Origin of the sequence: Aeromonas sp. MdU4, from assembly GCF_041929505.1 — a bacterium.
Taxonomy (GTDB): Bacteria; Pseudomonadota; Gammaproteobacteria; order Enterobacterales; family Aeromonadaceae; genus Aeromonas.
This window is the reverse complement of record NZ_JBHFMW010000001.1, coordinates 155,164-174,988: the sequence shown is the minus strand read 5'-3', so window position 1 is coordinate 174,988 and position 19,825 is coordinate 155,164. Positions and strand designations below refer to the sequence as shown.

Sequence of the window (19,825 nt, the reverse complement as noted above, 5' to 3'; positions counted from 1 at the left end):
CATCGGCTAGTCTTTGGCCTTGCGGGCAATCAGTACGGCACGTTTTGGCGCCGGGTATCCTTCAACCGTGAGTGCCGGATTGTCTGGGTCCAGATAATCACTCAGGGATTCATTAATCATCCAGTCGGTACGACGCTGTTCGTCGGTGCTGGTCATATTCTCGTCTACGATCCGCACGTCGGTAAAACCGCAGCGTTCGACCCACAGTTTGAGGGCGCTACTTGAGGGGATAAACCAGACGTTGCGCATCTTGCCGTAACGATCGGTAGGCACCAGTACCTCATTGACCCCGCCATCGACCACTAGCGTCTCCAGCACCAGCTCGCCATCATCTTTCAATTGATTGCGCAGCTGCTCGATGTGCTCGATGGGGGATTTGCGGTGATAGAGCACCCCCATGGAGAAGACGGTGTCGAATGCCCGCAGCTCCGGCAGCTCCTGAATGCCGAGTGGCAACAGGTGGGCGCGCTGATCACCGCCGGTAAAGTGGCGAATGGCCTCGAACTGGCAGAGAAACAGCGGGCTCGGGTCGATGCCGACCGCGAGTTTGGCCCCTTCACCGACCATGCGCCAGAGGTGGTAGCCGCTGCCGCAGCCCACATCCAGCACGTAACGGCCTGCCAGCGGGCTGATATGGGGCAGCACCCGATCCCACTTCCAGTCGGAGCGCCACTCGGTATCGATGTGGATGCCGTGCACGGTGAACGGCCCCTTGCGCCAGGGCATGAAGTGGCGCAGCAGGCTCTCAACCTTTTTGCGCTCTCCCTCACTCAGGCTCTCAGGGGAGCCTATCTCGACCCGTCTGTGCAGCTCGACCTGACCGGGCGCAACGACCGGCAGCTTGTTGAGGGCGCGGTTCCAGCGCGGCAGATCGCCATGCTGGTTATCGTGTTGCCAGGCGTGCAGCTGGGCGGGCAGGGTATGCAGCCAGTGGCTCAGCCGGTTCTTGGCGATCAGTTGATAAAAGTTGGCAAAGTCGATCATGGCTGGGCGTCGCTGGATTTGATGGCAATCATGGAGCCGAAGTTGAAGCACTGGAACCAGAGATCCTGATGGATGAAACCGGCGTCGCGCAGGCGGGCGTGGTGAGTCTCCAGGCTGTCGGTGCGCATCACGTTCTCCAGGGCGGTACGTTTCTGGCTGATCTCCAGCTCGCTATAGCCATTGGCCCGCTTGAAATCGAGGTGCAGCTCGATGAGCAGATCGTTGACCGGCTCATCTTCGAAGCGGAACTTCTCGCTCAGAATAAGGATCCCGCCCGGGCGCAGACCGTCGTGAATGCGCTGGATCAGGGCAGCCCGTTTCTCGGGCTCGACAAACTGCAGGGTGAAGTTGAGCACCACCACGGAGGCGTTCTCGATCTCGATGTCACAGATATCCGCTTCCACCAGCTCCACCGGCACTTCGGATTTGAAACCGGAGAGGTGGGCGCGGGCGCGCTCGATCATCGGGTGGGAGAGATCCACCGCGGTGATCCGGCAGCCGGGCTGGCTGATATGACGGCGCATCGCCTGAGTGGCGGCGCCCAGTGAACAGCCCAGATCATAGAGCCGGCTCTCGGGTTGGGCGTAGCGTGCGGCCATCATGCCGATGGCGGAGATGATGTTGCTGTAACCCGGCACCGAGCGCTGGATCATGTCGGGAAATACGTCGACGACCTGTTCGTCAAAACAGAAGTCTCCCAATCGGGCGATCGGGGCGGCAAAAATTTGGTCTTTGGTCTGCATGCTGGCGCAACCTGACAGTCGGGGGATACCGGCTGTATTGTTCAATTGAGTCGTTGGGTGATACCCATCAGAGTAGATTTATCACCTGTTTACGAACGGGGTGGCTGGTCGTGAAATCCTTTGGACCGATCCCGTTCGTATGGGCCATGTTCCGGACCCTTACTTGGGGCGCTAGTGTAGAGGATTGATGGCCGTTTGTCTTGACGCCAAGGCTTGCCTCGCCACAAAAAAGCGGAATTTTTACCATACGCCGCGGGCTTGAGAATGCACTGGCTAAAAGGGCAGCACTCCCTGCCGTGCGCGATCGTTTTCCCCCGGCCAGGGGGCCATTTCCTCTCCCAGCAAACGGGTGATCTGGCGGGCCAGCTCCGGTGCCTGGGCGTTGTCGGCGGTATGTATAAAGAGGTAGAGATCCTTGCCCTCGCTCAGCCACTGGCGCCAGTGGGGGAGCCAGCTCGGCAGGAAGGGGTGGTTGGCCGCCGGATCCGGCAGGCCGATAAAGCGCACCATGGGGGCTCTGGCGGTGGCCAGCAGATGTACCGGCAGGCGCGGCTTCTTGCCCTGGGCATCAACAAGGGCTGCTGTCGAGGCTTGCACCGAAAAGAGCGGGCGACTGTCGAGCATCACCCGGTTGACTCCTTGCTCCATCAACAGCCGGTTCAGGGCTCGTTCGGCGTCGCCTTTGGCGAAAAAGTCGGGGTGACGAACCTCAAGAGCGTAGCGAAACGCCCGCGGCAGTCGCTCGATAAAGGCCGCCAGCCGGGGCAACCCCTCCGGCCCGAAGCGGGCTGGCAGTTGCAGGGTGAGCAGCCCCAGCTTGTCGTGGAGCGGGGCGAGCAGCCGGATAAAGTCGGCTACCTGTTTGTCTGCGCTCACCAGATCGCTCTGGTGGCTGATGGTTTGCGGAAACTTGAAGTTGAAACGAAAGTCGGCAGGCACTGCATCGGCCCAGCGCTGCACCGTATCGGGCGTCGGCAGGGCATAGAAGGTGGTGTTGCCCTCTACCGAATTAAACACGGTGGCGTAGTGGGCAAGGTGTTCGGCAGGCTTGGCGCCAAGGCCCAGCAACTGGCCCGGCCAGCTGGGGTGGGACCACTGCGGCAGGCCCAAATAGAGGCTCATGGCGACGTCTCTCTCTGCTCTTGGTGAATTCGGGCCCGTTTTTTTGCCACTTTTTGCCATCGAGTGCAAAAAACTGGCGAAAGGAGGCTGCTGGCCATTTTACCCAAAAGGGGGTTTTCCTCTATAATGCCAGCCCTTTTGTTTTTCAATTTCTTGTGACCCATGCCTATCTACGAATATCGTTGCGACGTCTGTGGCCATGAATTGGCAAAACTGCAAAAGCTTTCCGATGCCCCCCTGACCGACTGTCCGGCCTGTAGCAAGCCGAATCTGGTCAAGCTGATATCGGCGGCAGGCTTCCGGCTCAAGGGAACCGGATGGTACGAGACTGATTTCAAACCGGGTAAGAAAAAGAATCTGGCCAGCTGTGAGACAGACGGTGCTTGCCAGTCGTGCCCGGCGGCCCAAGGTTAACCGTCTCTCTACAATTTCGAAGGAAGAAGTCCATGCGCTCTATCTATTGCGGACAGGTCAATGAGGCCCATGCAGGGCAGACCATTACATTGTGCGGTTGGGTTCATCGTCGTCGTGATCTCGGCGGTCTGATCTTTATCGATATGCGCGATCGCGAAGGGATCGTTCAGGTATTCTTCGATCCGGACAAGCCGGAAGCATTCGCCCTGGCCTCCGAGCTGCGTGGCGAGTTCTGCATCCAGGTGACCGGCATGGTGCGCACCCGTCCGGACTCCCAGCGCAACAGCGATATGGCCACCGGTGCCATCGAAGTGTTCGCCCACGAGCTCAACATCATCAACCGTGCCGAGCCGCTGCCCCTTGACTTCAACCAGGTCAACAGCGAAGAGATCAGCCTCAAGTATCGCTATCTGGATCTGCGTCGCCCCGAGATGGCCAAGTACCTGAAGACCCGTGCCAAGGCCAGCGCCTTCGTACGCCGCTTCATGGACGAGCACGGCTTCCTCGATATCGAGACCCCGATGCTGACCAAGGCCACCCCGGAAGGTGCCCGTGACTATCTGGTACCGAGCCGTGTGCACAAAGGCAAGTTCTACGCTCTGCCGCAATCTCCGCAACTGTTCAAGCAGCTGCTGATGATGTCCGGCTTCGACCGTTACTACCAGATCGTCAAGTGCTTCCGTGACGAAGACCTGCGTGCCGACCGCCAGCCGGAATTCACCCAGATCGACGTGGAGACCTCCTTCATGACCGCACCGCAAGTGCGTGAAGTGATGGAAGAGATGATCCGCAAGCTGTGGCTGCACATCCTGAACGTGGATCTGGGCGACTTCCCGATCATGACCTTCGACGAAGCCATGCGTCGCTTCGGCTCCGACAAGCCGGATCTGCGTCTGCCGATGGAGCTGGTCGATGTGGCAGATCTGCTGACCGCCGTCGAGTTCGCCGTGTTCGCCGGCCCTGCCAACGATCCGAAAGGCCGTGTGGCAGCCCTGAAAGTCCCGGGCGGCGCCGAGCTCTCTCGCAAACAGATCGACGAGTACACCAAGTTTGTCGGCATCTACGGTGCCAAGGGCCTGGCCTGGATGAAGGTCAACCAAGCGGCCAACGGCCTCGAAGGCGTGCAGTCTCCGGTTGCCAAGTTCCTCTCTGACGAGATCGTGCGCGAGATCCTGGCCCGTACCGGCGCAGCTGACGGCGACATCATCTTCTTCGGCGCTGACTCCAAGAAAGTGGTCTGCGATGCCATGGGCGCCCTGCGTCTGAAAGTGGGTCGCGATCTGGGTCTGCTGGAGAACAGCTGGAAGCCGCTGTGGGTCATCGACTTCCCGATGTTCGAGGAAGATGGCGAAGGCGGTCTGGCTGCCATGCACCACCCGTTCACCGCACCGAGCAACATGGGCCCGAGCGATCTGAAAGCCAACCCGGTGGCGGCTTACGCCAACGCCTACGACATGGTGATCAACGGTTACGAAGTGGGTGGCGGTTCTGTCCGTATCCACAACAGCGAAATGCAGTCCACCGTGTTCGATATCCTGGGTATCACCCCGGCCGAGCAGCGCCTGAAGTTCGGCTTCCTGCTGGATGCCCTGAAGTACGGTACCCCGCCGCACGCCGGTCTGGCCTTCGGTCTGGACCGCCTCAGCATGCTGCTGACCGGCACCGAAAACATTCGGGACGTCATCGCCTTCCCGAAAACGACCGCGGCCGCCTGTCTGATGACAGACGCCCCCAGCCTTGCCAACGCCGCCCAACTGGGCGAGCTGGCGATTGCAACCACCGTCAAGGGTGACGAGTAAGCCGATACCGGCACCGGAGGCCGCCGTCGTGCGGCCTCTGTGTTTCCCTTGGGTTAGTCATGATCAGTGTTACTGACATTTAAAAAATAACGGAGAGTCTCTATGGCAGGTCACAGTAAATGGGCCAACATCAAACACCGCAAGGCCGCTCAGGATGCCAAGCGTGGCAAGATCTTCACCAAGCTGATCCGCGAAATCACCACTTCCGCGCGTCTTGGTGACCCGGATCCGGCCAACAACCCGCGTCTGCGTGCTGCGGTGACTGCCGCCCTGACCAACAACATGACCCGCGACACCATCAACCGTGCCATCCAGCGTGGCGCCGGTGGTGGCGATGGTGAACAGCTCGAGACCATCGTATACGAAGGTTACGGCCCGGCTGGCTCTGCCGTGATGGTCGAGTGCCTGACCGACAACCGTAACCGTACCGTTGCTGAAGTGCGTCACGCCTTCAGCAAGTGCGGTGGCAACCTGGGTACCGACGGCTCCGTCGCCTATCTGTTCAGCAAGAAAGGTCTGCTGACCTTCGTTGGCGTGGACGAAGATGCCCTGATGGATGCCGCGTTGGAAGCAGGTGCCGATGACGTGGTCACCGAAGAGGATGGCTCCATCGAGGTGTATACCACCCCGAACGACTTCGGTACCGTGCTGGATGGTCTGGAAGCTGCTGGCTTCAAGGCCGAGAGCGCTGAAGTGACCATGATCCCTTCCACCGAAGCCGAGCTGGATGCAGAAACTGCACCCAAGTTGATGCGTCTCATCGACATGCTGGAAGATCTGGACGACGTGCAGGAGGTTTACCACAACGGTTCCATCTCCGACGAAGTGGCGGCGACCCTGTAATCGCCCATCGCACTCCTTGCAATGGCAGCCTGATGGCTGCCATTTTTTTTATTGTCGCAAAAGTGCAACAATCATGGTCATAGCCTCTATCCCAATCCCTTGCGATAAAGCTCGAACAGGCTTTCCGCGTGTCCTTGTAGCTGGATGATGAGCGAGTACTGCAATGAAAACCGTCGAGTTTCTCCAATACACCCTGCGATCAGGTACCGGTAATCGGTTTTATCAGATCATGCTGAATATCAGTGTGCCTTTACATCAGGCGGCGGGTATTGATGTGGTCACGCACGGCCAGTCTGACCATGATCCGGATTGCTATCTGTTGGTGCGAGCGTTTGAGAGCCCTGAGCAGCGAGAGCGCTCTTTGCATGCGTTTTACCAAAGTGATGCATGGCGCAAGGGGCCAAGAGAGGAGATCATTAACAGCATTGAGGTGAATGTGATGTCGGTTGTGTCGATGGAGTCAGCCGCTATCGATGCTCTGCTTCACACCTTGTATTGTTGCAAAGTGGAAGCGACTCGAGGCTGAACTGTTTCATCAGTGAAATGGTGTAGGGGAGGGGGGATTTCCCATCCAAAGCTCTTGCTATCGCGTTCAGGCCCGCTTTGCGTGCTCCCTGGTGATGAAGAAGAGGCAACAGAGTGTGGCTGGTTAAGCCATAAAAAAAGCCCGCGCAGTGCGCGGGCTTTCTATTTCTACTCAGGCGAGATTACTTGGACTTCTTCTTGCCTTCAGCCTTGGTTTCAACCGGGGCAGCAGCCGGAGCGGCAGCGCCTTCGGTGAACGGACGGCCGTAGTAGGTGTCCATCAGGATGGCTTTCAGCTCGCTGATCAGCGGGTAGCGCGGGTTGGCGCCGGTGCACTGGTCATCGAAGGCTTCGATAGCCAGCTGGTCAACTTTGGCCAGGAAGTCAGCCTCGGCTACACCAGCTTCGCGGATGGAGGCCGGGATGCCCAGAGTGGCTTTCAGTTCGTCCAGCCATGCCAGCAGCTTCTCGATCTTGGCAGCGGTGCGGTCACCGGCAGCAGTCAGACCCAGGTGGTCAGCGACTTCAGCGTAACGACGGCGAGCTTGCGGACGGTCGTACTGGGAGAACGCAGTCTGCTTGGTCGGGTTGTCGTTGGCGTTGTAGCGGATCACGTTGCTGATCAGCAGGGCGTTGGCCAGACCGTGCGGAATGTGGAATTCAGCACCCAGCTTGTGAGCCATGGAGTGGCACACACCCAGGAAGGCGTTGGCGAATGCGATACCGGCGATGGTAGCAGCGTTGTGTACTTTCTCGCGAGCAACCGGGTCGTTGGCACCGTTCTGGTAGCTGGACGGCAGGTACTCTTTCAGCATTTTCAGGGCTTGCAGCGCCTGGCCATCGGAGTACTCGTTAGCCAGTACGGAAACATAGGCTTCCATGGCGTGAGTCACGGCATCGATACCACCGAAGGCACACAGGGACTTCGGCATACCCATGACCAGGTTGGCATCAACGATGGCCATGTTCGGGGTCAGCTCGTAGTCAGCCAGCGGATACTTCTGACCAGTCACTTCATCGGTTACTACTGCAAACGGAGTGACTTCAGAGCCAGTACCGGAAGTGGTGGTGATACAGACCAGTTCGGCCTTCACGCCCATTTTCGGGAACTTGTAGATACGCTTGCGGATGTCCATGAAGCGCATGGCCAGATCTTCGAACGCAGTGTTCGGGTGCTCGTACATTACCCACATGATCTTGGCAGCATCCATCGGTGAACCACCGCCCAGCGCCAGGATAACGTCCGGTTTGAAGGAGTTGGCCATCTCGGCACCCTTGCGAACCACAGCCAGGGTCGGGTCGGCTTCTACTTCGTAGAACACTTCCACTTCCATGTTCTGTGCTTTCAGCAGACGGACCAGTTCATCGGCGTAGCCGTTGTTGAACAGGAAGCGGTCGGTCACAACCATGGCACGCTTTTTACCTTCCAGGTCGCTCAGAGCGATCGGCAGGGAACCACGACGGAAGTAGATGGATTTCGGAAGTTTGTGCCACAGCATGTTTTCTGCCCGTTTTGCGACTGTCTTCTTGTTGATCAGGTGCTTCGGACCCACGTTTTCGGAGATGGAGTTACCGCTCCAGGAGCCGCAACCCAGGGTCAGGGACGGTGCCATGGCGAAGTTGTACAGGTCACCGATACCGCCTTGGGTAGACGGAGTGTTGATCAGGATCCGCGCAGTCTTCATCTTGTCGCCGAAGTACTTGATGCGGTCAGCGTTGCGGTCCTGGTCGGTGTACAGACCGGAGGTGTGGCCGATACCACCGATGTTGACCATGTCACAGGCCATATCAACGGCGTTTTCGAAGGTGCTTGCACGGAACATACCGAGCAGCGGGGACAATTTCTCGTGAGCAAACTCATCTTCTGCACACAGCTTGGCGCCTTCACCGATCAGGATCTTGGTATCAGCCGGTACAGTCACGCCTGCCATCTCGGCAATCTTGGTAGCCGGTTGGCCAACGATGTTGGCGTTCAGGGCACCGTTGATCAGGATGACTTTACGCACCTTGTCAGCATCTTCTTTGGAGAGCACGTGGCCCTTGTGAGATGCAAAGCGCTCTTTAACCTGGTCGTAAATGGCATCAACCACGATGACAGCTTGCTCGGAAGCACAGACAACGCCGTTATCGAAAGTCTTGGACATCAGCACGGACGCAACAGCACGTTTCACGTCGGCGGTCTCGTCGATAACGATAGGCACGTTACCGGCACCCACACCGATAGCAGGCTTACCAGAGGAGTAAGCAGCTTTCACCATGCCCGGGCCACCGGTGGCCAGGATCAGGTTGATGTCTTCGTGTTTCATCAGGGCGTTGGAGAGCTCAACGGACGGTTGGTCGATCCAGCCGATGATGTCTTTCGGTGCACCGGCGGCAATGGCTGCATCCAGTACCAGCTTGGCTGCGGTATTGGTGGAGTTCTTGGCACGGGGGTGCGGGGAGAAGATGATGGCGTTGCGGGTCTTGAGCGCGATCATGGATTTGAAGATCGCAGTAGAGGTCGGGTTGGTGGTCGGAACGATACCACAGATGATACCTACCGGTTCGGCGATGGTGATGGTGCCCATCTGAGAGTCTTCGCTCAGAATGCCGCAGGTCTTCTCTTCTTTGTACTTGTTGTAGATGTATTCGGAGGCGAAGTGGTTCTTGATAACCTTGTCTTCGATGATACCCATACCGGATTCTTCCACGGCCATCTGGGCCAGGGGGATACGGGCGTTGTTGGCGGCCAGGGCGGCGGCACGGAAGATCTTGTCTACCTGCTCTTGTGAGAAGCTGGCGAATTCACGCTGGGCTTCTTTAACGCGGGCGACCAGTGCATCCAGTTCAGCCAAATTGGTTACTGCCATGTTTATCTCCTGATTATTTGAAAACTGTTTAGTAAGACGTTGGCAATGCCCGGCAATTATAGTCGCCCTGTCAAGGCGGTATCGTTGCAACAGCTTTTTCACATGCCTTACTAAATCGCTTTCTGAGTCGATTATAGAGCGGGGGTGACTCAGAAAAACTTGATCTGGATCATGTGTAACAAAAGAACAAAAGAAATTTTATTTCACAATCCTTGTTTGACCAATGTTACCGGAATGTGCGCCACGGCGAAAGGTAAGATGCTTGTTAAAAGATGGTAATAAACCACATTTATCAAATGGTTAATTACTGTTTTCTGGTTGTTGTCGGGCTTGTTTGAACCACGATGGTTAGCAAATATGAGTGAATTGGTTTCAGAATCACCGACAGCTGCACTTTATTTCCGCATTTGTTGCAAAAATGATTGTTGTTTTAATCCATGACTAACCCGTTTTATGTCCCAAGCGGGTTGTTTCTGCCATATTCCCCCAATTTCATCTTTTCCCGGTGGTTGGCGGAATTCATACCGGGCGGCGTTGTACAAAGAGTGATTGCCTGCGATATCGCACCCACTGGCTAATGATGAGTCCTTTGTCAGTGGTAGCAGCCAAGATGACCATGATGGTGGGTCATAGTCTTATGAGCAGATGGCTATGAGCGGGGAAATTGGCTGTGGTACAGGTTTATGTCAATCGGGGGCGATGCATTAGATGAACTAACTAAAAACCCCTAAAAATGGTGAGATTATTTGATTGGTGCCTGCTTTGGCGATGATGTAAATTTACGCACGAAATTAATGGACCGGCCCGATGGGCTCGACACTCTTATGGAAGGCGCCTATGGCAGCAATTGACGTCTCTTTATATCTGAAGTTTTTTGTTGGTTTGTTTGCAATCATCAACCCGCTCGGTCTGCTGCCAGTCTTTGTCAGCCTGACCAGCCACCACACCCAGGCCGAACGGATGAAGACCAACACCACCGCCAATATCGCGGTGATGGTGATCCTGTTGGTCTCCATGTATGTGGGGCAGTTGATCCTCGATGGTTTTGGTATCTCGCTGGCGTCGTTTCGTATCGCCGGTGGTTCCCTTATCACCCTGATCGCCTGGTCGATGTTGCAGGGCAAGCTGGGCGAGGTAAAGCACAACAAACAGGAGAAGGGTGAGCTGGCAGTACGGGAATCGATCGCCGTGGTGCCGCTGGCATTGCCGCTGATGGCGGGCCCGGGAGCCATTTCGTCGGTCATTGTCTATGCCAGCCAGAGCCACTGGCAGCAGCTGATCGGCATGTCGCTCGTTGTCGTCGCGTTCTCTTTCTGCTCCTGGCTAATCTTTCGCGCCGCGCCGCTGCTGTTCAAGATCATGGGTAATACCGGGATCAACGTAGTTACCCGGATCATGGGCCTTATCATGATGTCACTCGGTATCGAGATTGTGGTGGCAGGGATCAAGGGGGTTTTTCCCAGCCTGATGTGAGCCAGGTCTGTTTTATGAAAGCCGGTCCTCGTGACCGGCTTTTTATTGGTTGCTTTTTAGCCTGTCTTTTCTAGAATCGGCTGTTTGTATAAAAAGCGAGCATGCTGGTGGTGTTTTAATATTAAAAAATAGCGCCAAAGCTTACTTTTTGACCAAGAAAGGCCGATTACCCTAACAATATATGTTGCATTATCGCAATTGGCAGGGAATTATGCTGGGAGCGGGTTTCAACCCCGTCACTTAATGAACGCATGGAATGTTCTTGTTGGAGTATGGAAATGACTCATAAAAAAACAATTATTAACACATTACTGATGGCTGCACTGTTTGGTGGCATTAACGTAGCGCAAGCTGCCGATGTCCCGGCGGGAACCAAGCTGGCGGATGTCCAGCAACTGGTAAAGGGGAATGGCTCGGAGCCTGCGACCCTTGATCCGCAAAAAGTTGAGGGAACACCTGAGTCTGCTATTTTACGGGACCTGTTTGAGGGGCTCGTTTCTTCCGGTCCCAAAGGAGAAGTTAAACCGGGTGTCGCAGAGTCTTGGGAAACCAAGGACAACAAACACTACATCTTCCATCTGCGCAAAGATGCCAAGTGGTCCAACGGGGATCCGGTTACCGCTCACGACTTTGTTTATGCCTTCCAGCGCGCAGTAGATCCCAAAACTGCCTCTCCTTACTCCTGGTATCTGGAGATGCCGACTATCGCCAACGCGACCGAGATCATCGCAGGCAAGAAACCGGCAGATACCCTTGGCGTGAAAGCAGCTGATGATTACACCTTCGAAGTGCAACTGGAGAAGGCGATCCCCTATTTCGTAACCATGCTCTCTCATACCACTACCTATCCGGTACCGAAGAAGGTAATCGAGCAGTTTGGCGAAAAATGGACTCAACCTGAGCACATGATTTCTAACGGTGCCTATGCATTGAAGAAATGGGTGGTCAACGAGCGGATTGAGCTGGAGCGCAATAAGAACTATTGGAATGATTCGAAAACGGTGATTGACAAGGTTACCTATCTTCCAATCCAGTCTACCAACGCAGAACTTAATCGCTTCTTGGCTGGTGAAATAGACATGACTTGGAACGTCCCTATCGAACGTTTCAAGCAACTCAAAAAAGATTATCCGGCTGACCTGAAAGTTGAAGGTTTGGTCTCTACTTACTACTACCAATTTAACATCAAGAAGAAGCCCTTTGATGATGTGCGTGTACGTACCGCACTTTCGTATGCGGTTAATCGTGATGTGATTGCCGACAAGGTGATGGGGCAAGGGCAAACTCCAGCCTATGGCTTGACCCCTGACTATGTCGATGGCTTCAAGCCTGTTGCCCCCGAGTGGTCGAAGATGACCCAGGCCGAGCGTGATGCCAAGGCCAAGGCGCTGCTGCAAGAGGCCGGTTTCGACGCCAGCAAGCCGCTCAAATTCGAACTGCTCTACAACACCGACGACAACCACAAGAAAGTGGCGGTTGCGGTGGCCTCCATGTGGAAGAAACTTGGCGCTGAAGTGAGTTTGGTTAACCAAGAGTGGAAAACCTATCTGGAGACCAAGAAGCAGGGGCAATTTGATGTGGGCCGTGCCGGCTGGAGTGCCGACTATAACGAAGCATCCTCCATGCTGGATCTGATGCAGACCACCCATGGCAACAACGACGGCAAATATTCCAATCCGGCGTTTGACAAGCTGATGACCGATTCTCGTGATCAGGTCGATGCGGATGCGCGTAACAAGCTCTATGTCCAGGCTGAAGCAATTCTGGCCAAAGACATGCCCATTATCCCCATTTACCAGTATGTACAACCCCGAATGGTCAAATCATACGTAGGTGGGTATCCGAGCAACCCGCTGGATAACCTCTACAGCAAAGATATGTACATCATTGCTCACTGATTTAACGCTACACGTCGCATAACAAGCAGGGCCCGCCAGACGGCGGGCCTTTATTACAACCGCGACCCTTTGGAAGCAGTTCAGGACAGGTAATGTCTATGTTGAAATTCATTTTTAAACGTCTACTGGAAGCGATCCCGACTCTGCTGGTCTTGATCACCGTCTCCTTCTTCATGATGCGTTTCGCCCCGGGTAACCCCTTTACCAGCGAGCGCTCGCTCCCCCCCGAAGTGATGGCCAACATCGAAGCCAAATATGGTTTCGACAAGCCGATCGGGATGCAGTACCTCAATTATCTTGGCAACCTGGTGCAGGGTGATTTGGGTCCCTCTTTCAAATACAAGGATTTCACCGTCAATGATCTGGTGAGTCAGGCCCTGCCGGTATCCGCCAAGATCGGGACCACAGCCTTCTTCTTCGCCGTGCTATTGGGGGTGACCTTCGGCACCATAGCGGCGTTGAAACAGAACACCATTATCGACTATCTGTTGATGTCGTCGGCGATGGCCGGGGTGGTGATCCCGGGCTTTGTGCTGGCACCGCTGCTGGTGCTGTTCTTCAGTATCCATCTTGGCTGGTTCCCGGCCGGTGGCTGGCAGGGTGGTGGCATCCAGTTTATGGTGTTGCCGGTGTTTGGCATGATGATGTACTACATCTCCGCCATCTCGCGGATCATGCGTGGCAGCATGATCGAGACCATGAACTCCAACTTCATCCGTACCGCCCGTGCCAAGGGTCTGCCGCTGCGCCACATCATTCTGAGACATGCGCTGCGTCCGGCCATGCTGCCGGTGGTCTCCTATCTGGGCCCGGCCTTTGTCGGCATCATCACTGGTTCTGTGGTGATCGAGACCATCTTTGGCCTGCCGGGGATCGGTCAGCTGTTCGTTAACGGTGCCCTTAACCGTGATTACTCCATGGTGCTCGGTCTGACCATTCTGGTCGGTGCCCTGACCATCACCTTTAACGCTGTGGTCGATATTCTCTATGCCTTTATCGATCCCAAGATCCGTTACTAATTCGGGAGTGCATCATGGTTGTTTCAACTGAAAAACGCGAAGCCGTCGAGGCGTTCGCGCAACAAGTGGAAGTGGTGGAGGGTCGCTCCCTGTGGAAGGATGCCCGTCGCCGTTTCCTGCGTAACAAGGCTGCCCTGACCAGCCTGATTATCCTGACCATCATTGGTCTGGCGGTCATCGTCGGCCCCCATCTCTCTCAGTACACCTTTGACGATCCGGACTGGGGCGCTATGCAGTCGCCGCCAGATATGGAAGCGGGCCACTATTTTGGCACAGACAGCTTGGGCCGCGATCTGTTTGTGCGCACCCTGCTGGGCGGCCGTATCTCGCTGATGGTCGGTATCATGGGTGCCATGGTGGCCGTTATTATCGGTACTCTCTATGGCGCAGCTTCCGGCTTTATCGGTGGACGGGTCGACAGCCTGATGATGCGCATTCTGGAGATCCTCAACGCGTTCCCCTTTATGTTCTTCGTCATCATGCTGGTGACCTTCTTTGGCCGTAACCTGGCGCTCATCTTTATCGCCATCGGCGCGGTGAGCTGGCTCGATATGGCGCGGATTGTCCGTGGCCAGACTTTGAGCCTCAAGAGCAAGGAGTTTATCGAGGCGGCCCACGTCTGTGGCGTCTCCAAGTGGAAGATCATCACCCGTCATATCGTACCGAACGTACTCGGTATTGTGGCTGTTTATGCCACCTTGCTGGTGCCGGGCATGATCATGTTTGAATCCTTCCTGAGTTTCCTGGGCCTTGGCGTTCAGGAACCGATGACCAGCTGGGGTGCCCTGCTGGATGAAGGCTCCAAGTCGATGGAAGTGGCCATCTGGCAACTGCTGTTCCCCGCCTGCTTTATGGTGGTGACCCTGTTTTGCTTCAACTTCCTCGGGGATGGTCTGCGTGACGCCCTCGATCCGAAAGATCGTTAATCGAGCATCGGATCGACAGGAAAGCATCACACAAGATCGATAAGGAGTTTTTATATGAAGTTACTGGATGTGAAAGATCTGCGGGTCGAGTTCAAGACCCCGGATGGCAATGTGGTGGCGGTCAACGACCTCAACTTCTCCCTCGCCGCGGGCGAGACCCTGGGGATCGTCGGTGAGTCCGGCTCTGGCAAGTCCCAGACAGCCTTTGCCATCATGGGCCTGCTGGCCAAAAACGGCATTATTACCGGCTCGGCCAAATTTCAGGGCGACGAGATCCTCAACCTGCCGGAGTCCAAGCTCAACAAGATCCGCTCCGAGAAGATCGCCATGATCTTCCAGGACCCCATGACCTCGCTGAACCCCTATATGAAGGTGAAGGATCAGCTGATGGAAGTGCTGATGCTGCACAAAGGGGTGAGCAAGGCGGAAGCATTCGAAGAGTCGGTGCGGATGCTCGATGCGGTGAAAATTCCCGAGGCGCGCAAGCGGATGGGGATGTATCCCCACGAGTTCTCTGGTGGCATGCGTCAGCGGGTGATGATCGCCATGGCACTGCTCTGCCGGCCGCAGCTGCTGATTGCCGATGAGCCGACTACTGCGCTGGATGTGACCGTGCAGGCCCAGATCATGACCCTGATGAACGAGCTCAAGCGCGAGTTCAACACTGCCATCATCATGATCACCCACGACCTTGGCGTGGTGGCCGGTATCTGTGACAAGGTGCTGGTGATGTATGCCGGTCGTACCATGGAGTACGGCAAGGTAGATGATATCTTCTATCGCCCGAGCCATCCCTACACCGAAGGTTTGCTGCGCGCCATTCCCCGTCTCGATACCGAAGGGGAAGAGCTGCCCACCATTCCTGGCAATCCGCCCAACCTGCTGCGTCTGCCCACTGGCTGCCCCTTCCAGGAGCGTTGCCACCGGGTCAGCGAGATTTGTGGCCAGCAGTCGCCGATCCTCATGCCGTTCAACGACGGCCGGGAACGTGCTTGTCACTGGGTGTCGGATGCCATCAACAAGGGGGCCAACTAAATGGGTGCCGAGAAGAAATTGCTGTTGGAAGTGTCGGACCTCAAGGTTCACTTCAGTATCAAGAGTGGCAAGGCGTGGCCGTGGGCCAAGCCGTCCGACCTCAAAGCGGTCGATGGGGTGACCATGCGCCTGTATGAAGGGGAAACCCTCGGCGTGGTGGGGGAGTCCGGTTGTGGCAAGTCCACCTTTGCCCGTGCCATCATCGGTCTGGTGCCTGCTACCGATGGCAAGGTGGTGTGGCTTGGCGACGACCTCACCAAGCTTGACCAAAATGCCCTGCGCGAAAAGCGCAAAGAGATCCAGATGATCTTCCAAGACCCGCTGGCTTCCCTCAACCCGCGAATGACCATCGGTGACATCATCGCTGAACCGCTCATCACCTTCTATCCCAACTTGCCACGGGAAGAGGTGAAGGAGAAGGTACGGGCCATGATGAGCAAGGTCGGGCTCTTGCCCAATCTGGTCAACCGCTATCCCCATGAGTTTTCCGGCGGCCAGTGTCAGCGGATCGGGATTGCCCGGGCGCTGATCCTCGAACCCAAGATGATCATCTGTGACGAGCCGGTCTCGGCACTCGACGTCTCTATTCAGGCGCAGGTGGTCAACCTGCTCAAATCCCTGCAAAAGGAGATGGGGCTGTCGCTTATCTTCATCGCGCACGATTTGTCGGTGGTCAAACACATCTCTGATCGGGTGTTGGTGATGTATCTGGGCAATGCCGTTGAGCTGGGGACTCGCAAGGAGATCTTCGCCAACCCCCTGCACCCTTACACCAAAGCGCTGATGTCGGCGGTGCCGATCCCGGATCCGGAACTGGAGCGCACCAAGGTGATCCAGATCCTGGAAGGGGATTTGCCCTCGCCAATGAATCCGCCCTCCGGCTGCGTGTTCCGTACCCGCTGCCCGGTGGCCGGTCCCGAGTGTGCCAAGACCCGACCCCAGCTGGAGGGGAACTTCGATCACGCGGTCTCCTGCCTCAAGGTCGATCCGCTCTGATTGGGCAAGCTGAAACGAAGATGACGGGGCACCCGGGTGGTGCCCCGATTTATTTTTGATTTGCCGTGAAGATGCCTCTTGGCGTTATCTTTTGTCGCTGTTACTATCCGCGCAACAAGGGGAGTAACTTCTCGCTGGTTTGTCGTCATTACGGTGCACCCATTTCCTGCAGTGCACCCGGCAGCCGGGCAGTCGATGAAAATTGGCTGTAAGTGAGACCTTGCCGAGAGGCAAGGTGTATCTGCTCCAAACGCAAACCCACGCCTCTCGGTCGTGGGTTTTGTCGTTTTTGGGAGAAGTGAAAATGGGTGAATGGTGGATGTGGACCGGTTTCTTCAGCATAGTGCTGGTCCTGTTATGGATAGATATACGCTTTGTCGGTGGCGGCAAGTCACACAAGGTGTCGCTGAAAGAGGCGGGCGTCTGGTCCCTCATCTGGATCAGTGTGGCGCTGCTGTTCAATCTGGCGATCTGGCTTTGGCTCGATCACAGCGCGGGCCGTGAAATTGCCAATCAGAAGGGGTTGGAGTTCCTCACCGGCTATCTCATCGAGAAAGCACTGGCGGTGGACAACGTCTTTGTCTGGCTGATGCTGTTCGGTTACTTTGCCATTCCGGCCGAGCTGCAGCGTCGGGTGCTGCTCTACGGGGTGCTGGGTGCCATCGTGATGCGGGCAGGTATGGTGTTTGCCGGTAGCTGGCTCATCGAGCAGTTCCACTGGATCCTCTATCTGTTCGGCGCCTTCTTGCTGCTGACCGGTGCCAAGATGCTGTGGGCGGCCGACAAGGAGCCGGATCTGGCCAACAACCCGCTGCTGGGCTGGATGCGCCGTCGCTTCAAGGTGACCGAGACCCTGGAAGGGGAGAACTTCTTCGTCTGGCGCGACGGTGTGCGCTATGCCACCCCGCTGCTGCTCATTCTGGTGTTGGTTGAGGTGAGCGATCTTATCTTCGCGGTGGACAGTATCCCGGCCATCTTCGCGGTGACCACGGATCCCTTCATCGTGCTGACCTCCAACATCTTCGCCATCATGGGGCTGCGCGCCATGTACTTCCTGCTGGCGGGTGTGGCTGACCGCTTCGCCCTGCTGAAGTACGGTCTGGCGCTGATCCTGATGTTTATCGGGGTCAAGATGCTGCTGCTGGATATCTTCAAGATCCCGACCGGCATTGCGCTTGGGGTGGTGGCCTTGATCCTGCTGGCCTCCATGGGGCTGAGCCTCTGGGTGACCCGCAAGAAAACGGCATAATTGGCAAAACAAGAAAAAGGGCTCCAGAGAGAGCCCTTTTCTATTGCCAGTTGGCGATCAGTGCTTGAGTTTTTTCGGGTTGGTGTAGCCCCAGATGGTGTACATGTCCGCCAGCAGGGCGCCGTTGTACTCCTCCAGATCTGCCTGCTTCACTTCGGCATTGCCCTGACGGCCAAACAGGACTACTTCGTCGCCGGGTTTTACCCCTTTGAGATCAGTGACATCCACCATGATGGTGTTCATGGATGTCTTGCCCACCACCGGCACCTTCTGACCCTGGATCAGCACATAGGCCTTGTTGCTCAGCGAGCGACGATAGCCGTCGGAGTAACCCAGCGGCAGGTTGGCCAGCCAGGAGTCGCGTTTGAGGGTAAAGGTGCGGTCGTAGCCGACGGTGTTGCCTGCTGCATAATGGTTAACTGAAGCCACCTGGGTTTTGAACGCCATTACCCGCTTGTACTCGGTGTAGGAGGGGATGGAGTCGCCATAGAGCAGGCCGCCCGGGCGCACCATGTCGAAGTAGGCGTCCGGCACTTCCAGCGTGGCGAAGGAGTTGGCGGCATGGATGGTGATCTTGCTGCGATCCAGCTTGCCCGCTTCCAGCAGCCACTGGGAGTCCAGTTTGAACTGGGCCAGACCCATCTTGACGTCCTCTTTCTCCTCGACCGGGAAGTGGGTCATGATGCCGACCGGGGTGATCCCCTTGAGCTTGAGCATGGCCAGCGCATCCTGTTTGGAGTCGGCCAGACGCAGATCGATGCCGTTGCGGCTCATGCCGGCGGAGTTGAGCGCGATATGCACCGGGATGTTGGTATGGTGGCGCTGGGCGATATCGGCAATGCCCTGGGCACTCACCAGACTGCCGATCAGCTCTTCCATCTTGTAGGGCAGGGCCTGCTCGACCTCATCCGGTGTCGCAGCACGTACTCGCATCAGACGACCGGTAAAGCCCTTCTCGCGGGCGACACGAGCTTCTTCATTGCTAGCGATGCCGATGCAGGGGATGTCCGCTTTGACCACGGAGGGGACCAGCAGGTCGATGCCATGACCATAGGCGTCGGCCTTCATGATGGCGCAGATCTTCGGCCCCTTGTCGCCGAGGCGATCCTTGAGGGTCTGGATATTGTGTTCAAACGCGCCCAGATCCACTTCCAGCCAGGCATTGCTGGCAGTCTGTTCCTGGCCGTTGCGATGATCTGTCGCAAGAGGCAGATAGGGCGCGGCAACGGCTTGGCCTGCAAGCAGGCCGAAGATCAGGGTAGCCAGCAGAGTTTTCTTGTGCATGGTGATTCCTTTTTTGTTGTTCGCGTTTGATAGTTTGGATTGTATTAGGCGCATTCGCGGTGATTGAACGACAACTTATTGTTATTATTATGATCTTTGTCACTTTTAAGCGTTGCTGACCTAATGCGAGTCTACCGCAACAGGGCGTCGGCCGACACTTGCTGGGGGAAGAAAATGGCGAATCTGGAGCTGCGTGTACCACCACCACTGATCTTTATGTTGTGTGCCGCAAGCATGTGGTGGCTGAAGGGGGAGACCCAAGGCGGTCGTGCCGCAATCGTGTTGCTGGCGCTGTTGATCATGGTTGGGGCCATCATGGGGTTTGGCGCCTTGCTGCGTTTTCGCCGCCACCAGACTACCGTCAGTCCCACCCGCCCGCACCATACCCGCTATCTGGTGACCGACGGCGTCTATCGCATCAGCCGCAATCCGATGTATTTCGGACTATTCTGCTGGCTTGCTGCCTGGGCCTGTTATCTTGGCGGTCTCTGGGTCTGGTGTGGCCCGGCATTGCTGCTGGGTTGGCTGACCCGCTTTCAGATCATGCCGGAGGAGCGATTGTTGCAAGCCCGTTTTGGCGAGGAGTATGCCCACTATTGCCAGCGGGTTCGCCGCTGGTGCTGAAGTATCGGGATGGGTGCGGGCGGGGATAAGGCGGAAGGTTGT

General features: G+C 56.5%; 17 protein-coding genes. 12 read left to right on the top strand and 5 right to left on the bottom strand.

Annotation, left to right across the window (positions count from 1 at the left end; all coding sequences use genetic code 11):
* Positions 1-6: 6 nt before the first annotated feature.
* The 3 genes from cmoB to ACE1BR_RS00780 all read right to left on the bottom strand — a co-directional run bounded on the left by cmoB (position 7) and on the right by ACE1BR_RS00780 (position 2,849).
* Positions 7-984, bottom strand: a complete 978-nt coding sequence (gene cmoB, locus ACE1BR_RS00790; protein WP_374866710.1) for a tRNA 5-methoxyuridine(34)/uridine 5-oxyacetic acid(34) synthase CmoB — start codon at positions 982-984, stop codon at positions 7-9.
* Positions 981-1,727, bottom strand: coding sequence for a carboxy-S-adenosyl-L-methionine synthase CmoA (gene cmoA / locus ACE1BR_RS00785; protein ID WP_374866708.1), 747 nt, complete (start codon positions 1,725-1,727; stop codon positions 981-983). Before cmoA ends, cmoB begins: the two co-directional genes overlap by 4 nt.
* A 273-nt stretch (positions 1,728-2,000) precedes the next feature.
* Positions 2,001-2,849, bottom strand: coding sequence for a DUF72 domain-containing protein (locus tag ACE1BR_RS00780; RefSeq protein WP_374866706.1), 849 nt, complete (start codon positions 2,847-2,849; stop codon positions 2,001-2,003).
* 162 nt (positions 2,850-3,011) lie between these two features.
* Here ACE1BR_RS00780 and ACE1BR_RS00775 point away from each other — a divergent pair, with 162 nt between their 5' ends.
* From ACE1BR_RS00775 to ACE1BR_RS00760, 4 genes are all read left to right on the top strand, one after another.
* A complete protein-coding gene (locus ACE1BR_RS00775; protein WP_005337686.1) occupies positions 3,012-3,263 on the top strand; it encodes an FmdB family zinc ribbon protein in 252 nt (83 codons plus the stop codon).
* A 32-nt stretch (positions 3,264-3,295) separates the two neighbouring features.
* Positions 3,296-5,062, top strand: a complete 1,767-nt coding sequence (gene aspS, locus ACE1BR_RS00770; RefSeq protein ID WP_374866704.1) for an aspartate--tRNA ligase — start codon at positions 3,296-3,298, stop codon at positions 5,060-5,062.
* Between the two features lie 102 nt (positions 5,063-5,164).
* Positions 5,165-5,905 carry a YebC/PmpR family DNA-binding transcriptional regulator gene (locus ACE1BR_RS00765; RefSeq protein WP_033137210.1) on the top strand — a complete coding sequence of 247 codons (741 nt, stop codon included), beginning with the start codon at positions 5,165-5,167 and terminating at the stop codon, positions 5,903-5,905.
* Positions 5,906-6,068: 163 nt separating this feature from the next.
* Positions 6,069-6,431 (top strand): NIPSNAP family protein, encoded by a 363-nt coding sequence (locus ACE1BR_RS00760; RefSeq protein ID WP_374866702.1) that lies wholly within the window; start codon positions 6,069-6,071, stop codon positions 6,429-6,431.
* Positions 6,432-6,612: 181 nt separating this feature from the next.
* On the opposite strand, the gene adhE is transcribed toward ACE1BR_RS00760, so the two are convergent.
* Complete coding sequence (adhE, locus tag ACE1BR_RS00755; protein WP_374866700.1) at positions 6,613-9,279, bottom strand: bifunctional acetaldehyde-CoA/alcohol dehydrogenase; 2,667 nt, start codon at positions 9,277-9,279, stop codon at positions 6,613-6,615.
* Between the two features lie 837 nt (positions 9,280-10,116).
* On the opposite strand from adhE, the gene ACE1BR_RS00750 reads away from it, so the two are divergent.
* The 7 genes from ACE1BR_RS00750 to ACE1BR_RS00720 all read left to right on the top strand — a co-directional run bounded on the left by ACE1BR_RS00750 (position 10,117) and on the right by ACE1BR_RS00720 (position 17,875).
* Positions 10,117-10,752 (top strand): YchE family NAAT transporter, encoded by a 636-nt coding sequence (locus tag ACE1BR_RS00750; RefSeq protein WP_374866698.1) that lies wholly within the window; start codon positions 10,117-10,119, stop codon positions 10,750-10,752.
* Between the two features lie 278 nt (positions 10,753-11,030).
* Positions 11,031-12,650 (top strand): ABC transporter substrate-binding protein, encoded by a 1,620-nt coding sequence (locus ACE1BR_RS00745; RefSeq protein WP_374866696.1) that lies wholly within the window; start codon positions 11,031-11,033, stop codon positions 12,648-12,650.
* A 98-nt stretch (positions 12,651-12,748) separates the two neighbouring features.
* On the top strand, positions 12,749-13,669 hold the full coding sequence (gene oppB / locus ACE1BR_RS00740) for an oligopeptide ABC transporter permease OppB (RefSeq protein ID WP_374866693.1): 921 nt from the start codon (positions 12,749-12,751) through the stop codon (positions 13,667-13,669).
* Between the two features lie 14 nt (positions 13,670-13,683).
* On the top strand, positions 13,684-14,595 hold the full coding sequence (gene oppC, locus ACE1BR_RS00735) for an oligopeptide ABC transporter permease OppC (RefSeq protein ID WP_374866691.1): 912 nt from the start codon (positions 13,684-13,686) through the stop codon (positions 14,593-14,595).
* 54 nt (positions 14,596-14,649) lie between these two features.
* Positions 14,650-15,630 carry an ABC transporter ATP-binding protein gene (locus tag ACE1BR_RS00730; RefSeq protein ID WP_374866689.1) on the top strand — a complete coding sequence of 327 codons (981 nt, stop codon included), beginning with the start codon at positions 14,650-14,652 and terminating at the stop codon, positions 15,628-15,630.
* Positions 15,631-16,626 (top strand): murein tripeptide/oligopeptide ABC transporter ATP binding protein OppF, encoded by a 996-nt coding sequence (gene oppF / locus ACE1BR_RS00725; protein ID WP_374866687.1) that lies wholly within the window; start codon positions 15,631-15,633, stop codon positions 16,624-16,626. It begins immediately after the preceding gene.
* Between the two features lie 304 nt (positions 16,627-16,930).
* A complete protein-coding gene (locus tag ACE1BR_RS00720) occupies positions 16,931-17,875 on the top strand; it encodes a TerC family protein (RefSeq protein WP_374866685.1) in 945 nt (314 codons plus the stop codon).
* Positions 17,876-17,932: 57 nt separating this feature from the next.
* Here the strand turns inward: ACE1BR_RS00720 and alr are convergent, their stop codons facing one another.
* Positions 17,933-19,159 carry an alanine racemase gene (gene alr, locus ACE1BR_RS00715; RefSeq protein WP_181221761.1) on the bottom strand — a complete coding sequence of 409 codons (1,227 nt, stop codon included), beginning with the start codon at positions 19,157-19,159 and terminating at the stop codon, positions 17,933-17,935.
* Between the two features lie 174 nt (positions 19,160-19,333).
* Here alr and ACE1BR_RS00710 point away from each other — a divergent pair, with 174 nt between their 5' ends.
* Positions 19,334-19,783, top strand: coding sequence for a methyltransferase family protein (locus ACE1BR_RS00710; RefSeq protein ID WP_374866682.1), 450 nt, complete (start codon positions 19,334-19,336; stop codon positions 19,781-19,783).
* Positions 19,784-19,825: the final 42 nt, after the last annotated feature.

Coding starts and splice junctions, on each gene's coding strand:
- ACE1BR_RS00745 (WP_374866696.1), top strand. CDS start 11,031: ATGACTCATAAAAAAACAATTATTAACACATTACTGATGGCTGCACTG.
- ACE1BR_RS00720 (WP_374866685.1), top strand. CDS start 16,931: ATGGGTGAATGGTGGATGTGGACCGGTTTCTTCAGCATAGTGCTGGTC.
- ACE1BR_RS00765 (WP_033137210.1), top strand. CDS start 5,165: ATGGCAGGTCACAGTAAATGGGCCAACATCAAACACCGCAAGGCCGCT.
- cmoA (WP_374866708.1), bottom strand. CDS start 1,727: ATGCAGACCAAAGACCAAATTTTTGCCGCCCCGATCGCCCGATTGGGA.
- cmoB (WP_374866710.1), bottom strand. CDS start 984: ATGATCGACTTTGCCAACTTTTATCAACTGATCGCCAAGAACCGGCTG.
- oppC (WP_374866691.1), top strand. CDS start 13,684: ATGGTTGTTTCAACTGAAAAACGCGAAGCCGTCGAGGCGTTCGCGCAA.
- ACE1BR_RS00750 (WP_374866698.1), top strand. CDS start 10,117: ATGGCAGCAATTGACGTCTCTTTATATCTGAAGTTTTTTGTTGGTTTG.
- adhE (WP_374866700.1), bottom strand. CDS start 9,279: ATGGCAGTAACCAATTTGGCTGAACTGGATGCACTGGTCGCCCGCGTT.
- alr (WP_181221761.1), bottom strand. CDS start 19,159: ATGCACAAGAAAACTCTGCTGGCTACCCTGATCTTCGGCCTGCTTGCA.
- ACE1BR_RS00760 (WP_374866702.1), top strand. CDS start 6,069: ATGAAAACCGTCGAGTTTCTCCAATACACCCTGCGATCAGGTACCGGT.
- ACE1BR_RS00730 (WP_374866689.1), top strand. CDS start 14,650: ATGAAGTTACTGGATGTGAAAGATCTGCGGGTCGAGTTCAAGACCCCG.
- aspS (WP_374866704.1), top strand. CDS start 3,296: ATGCGCTCTATCTATTGCGGACAGGTCAATGAGGCCCATGCAGGGCAG.
- ACE1BR_RS00775 (WP_005337686.1), top strand. CDS start 3,012: ATGCCTATCTACGAATATCGTTGCGACGTCTGTGGCCATGAATTGGCA.
- oppF (WP_374866687.1), top strand. CDS start 15,631: ATGGGTGCCGAGAAGAAATTGCTGTTGGAAGTGTCGGACCTCAAGGTT.
- ACE1BR_RS00710 (WP_374866682.1), top strand. CDS start 19,334: ATGGCGAATCTGGAGCTGCGTGTACCACCACCACTGATCTTTATGTTG.
- ACE1BR_RS00780 (WP_374866706.1), bottom strand. CDS start 2,849: ATGAGCCTCTATTTGGGCCTGCCGCAGTGGTCCCACCCCAGCTGGCCG.
- oppB (WP_374866693.1), top strand. CDS start 12,749: ATGTTGAAATTCATTTTTAAACGTCTACTGGAAGCGATCCCGACTCTG.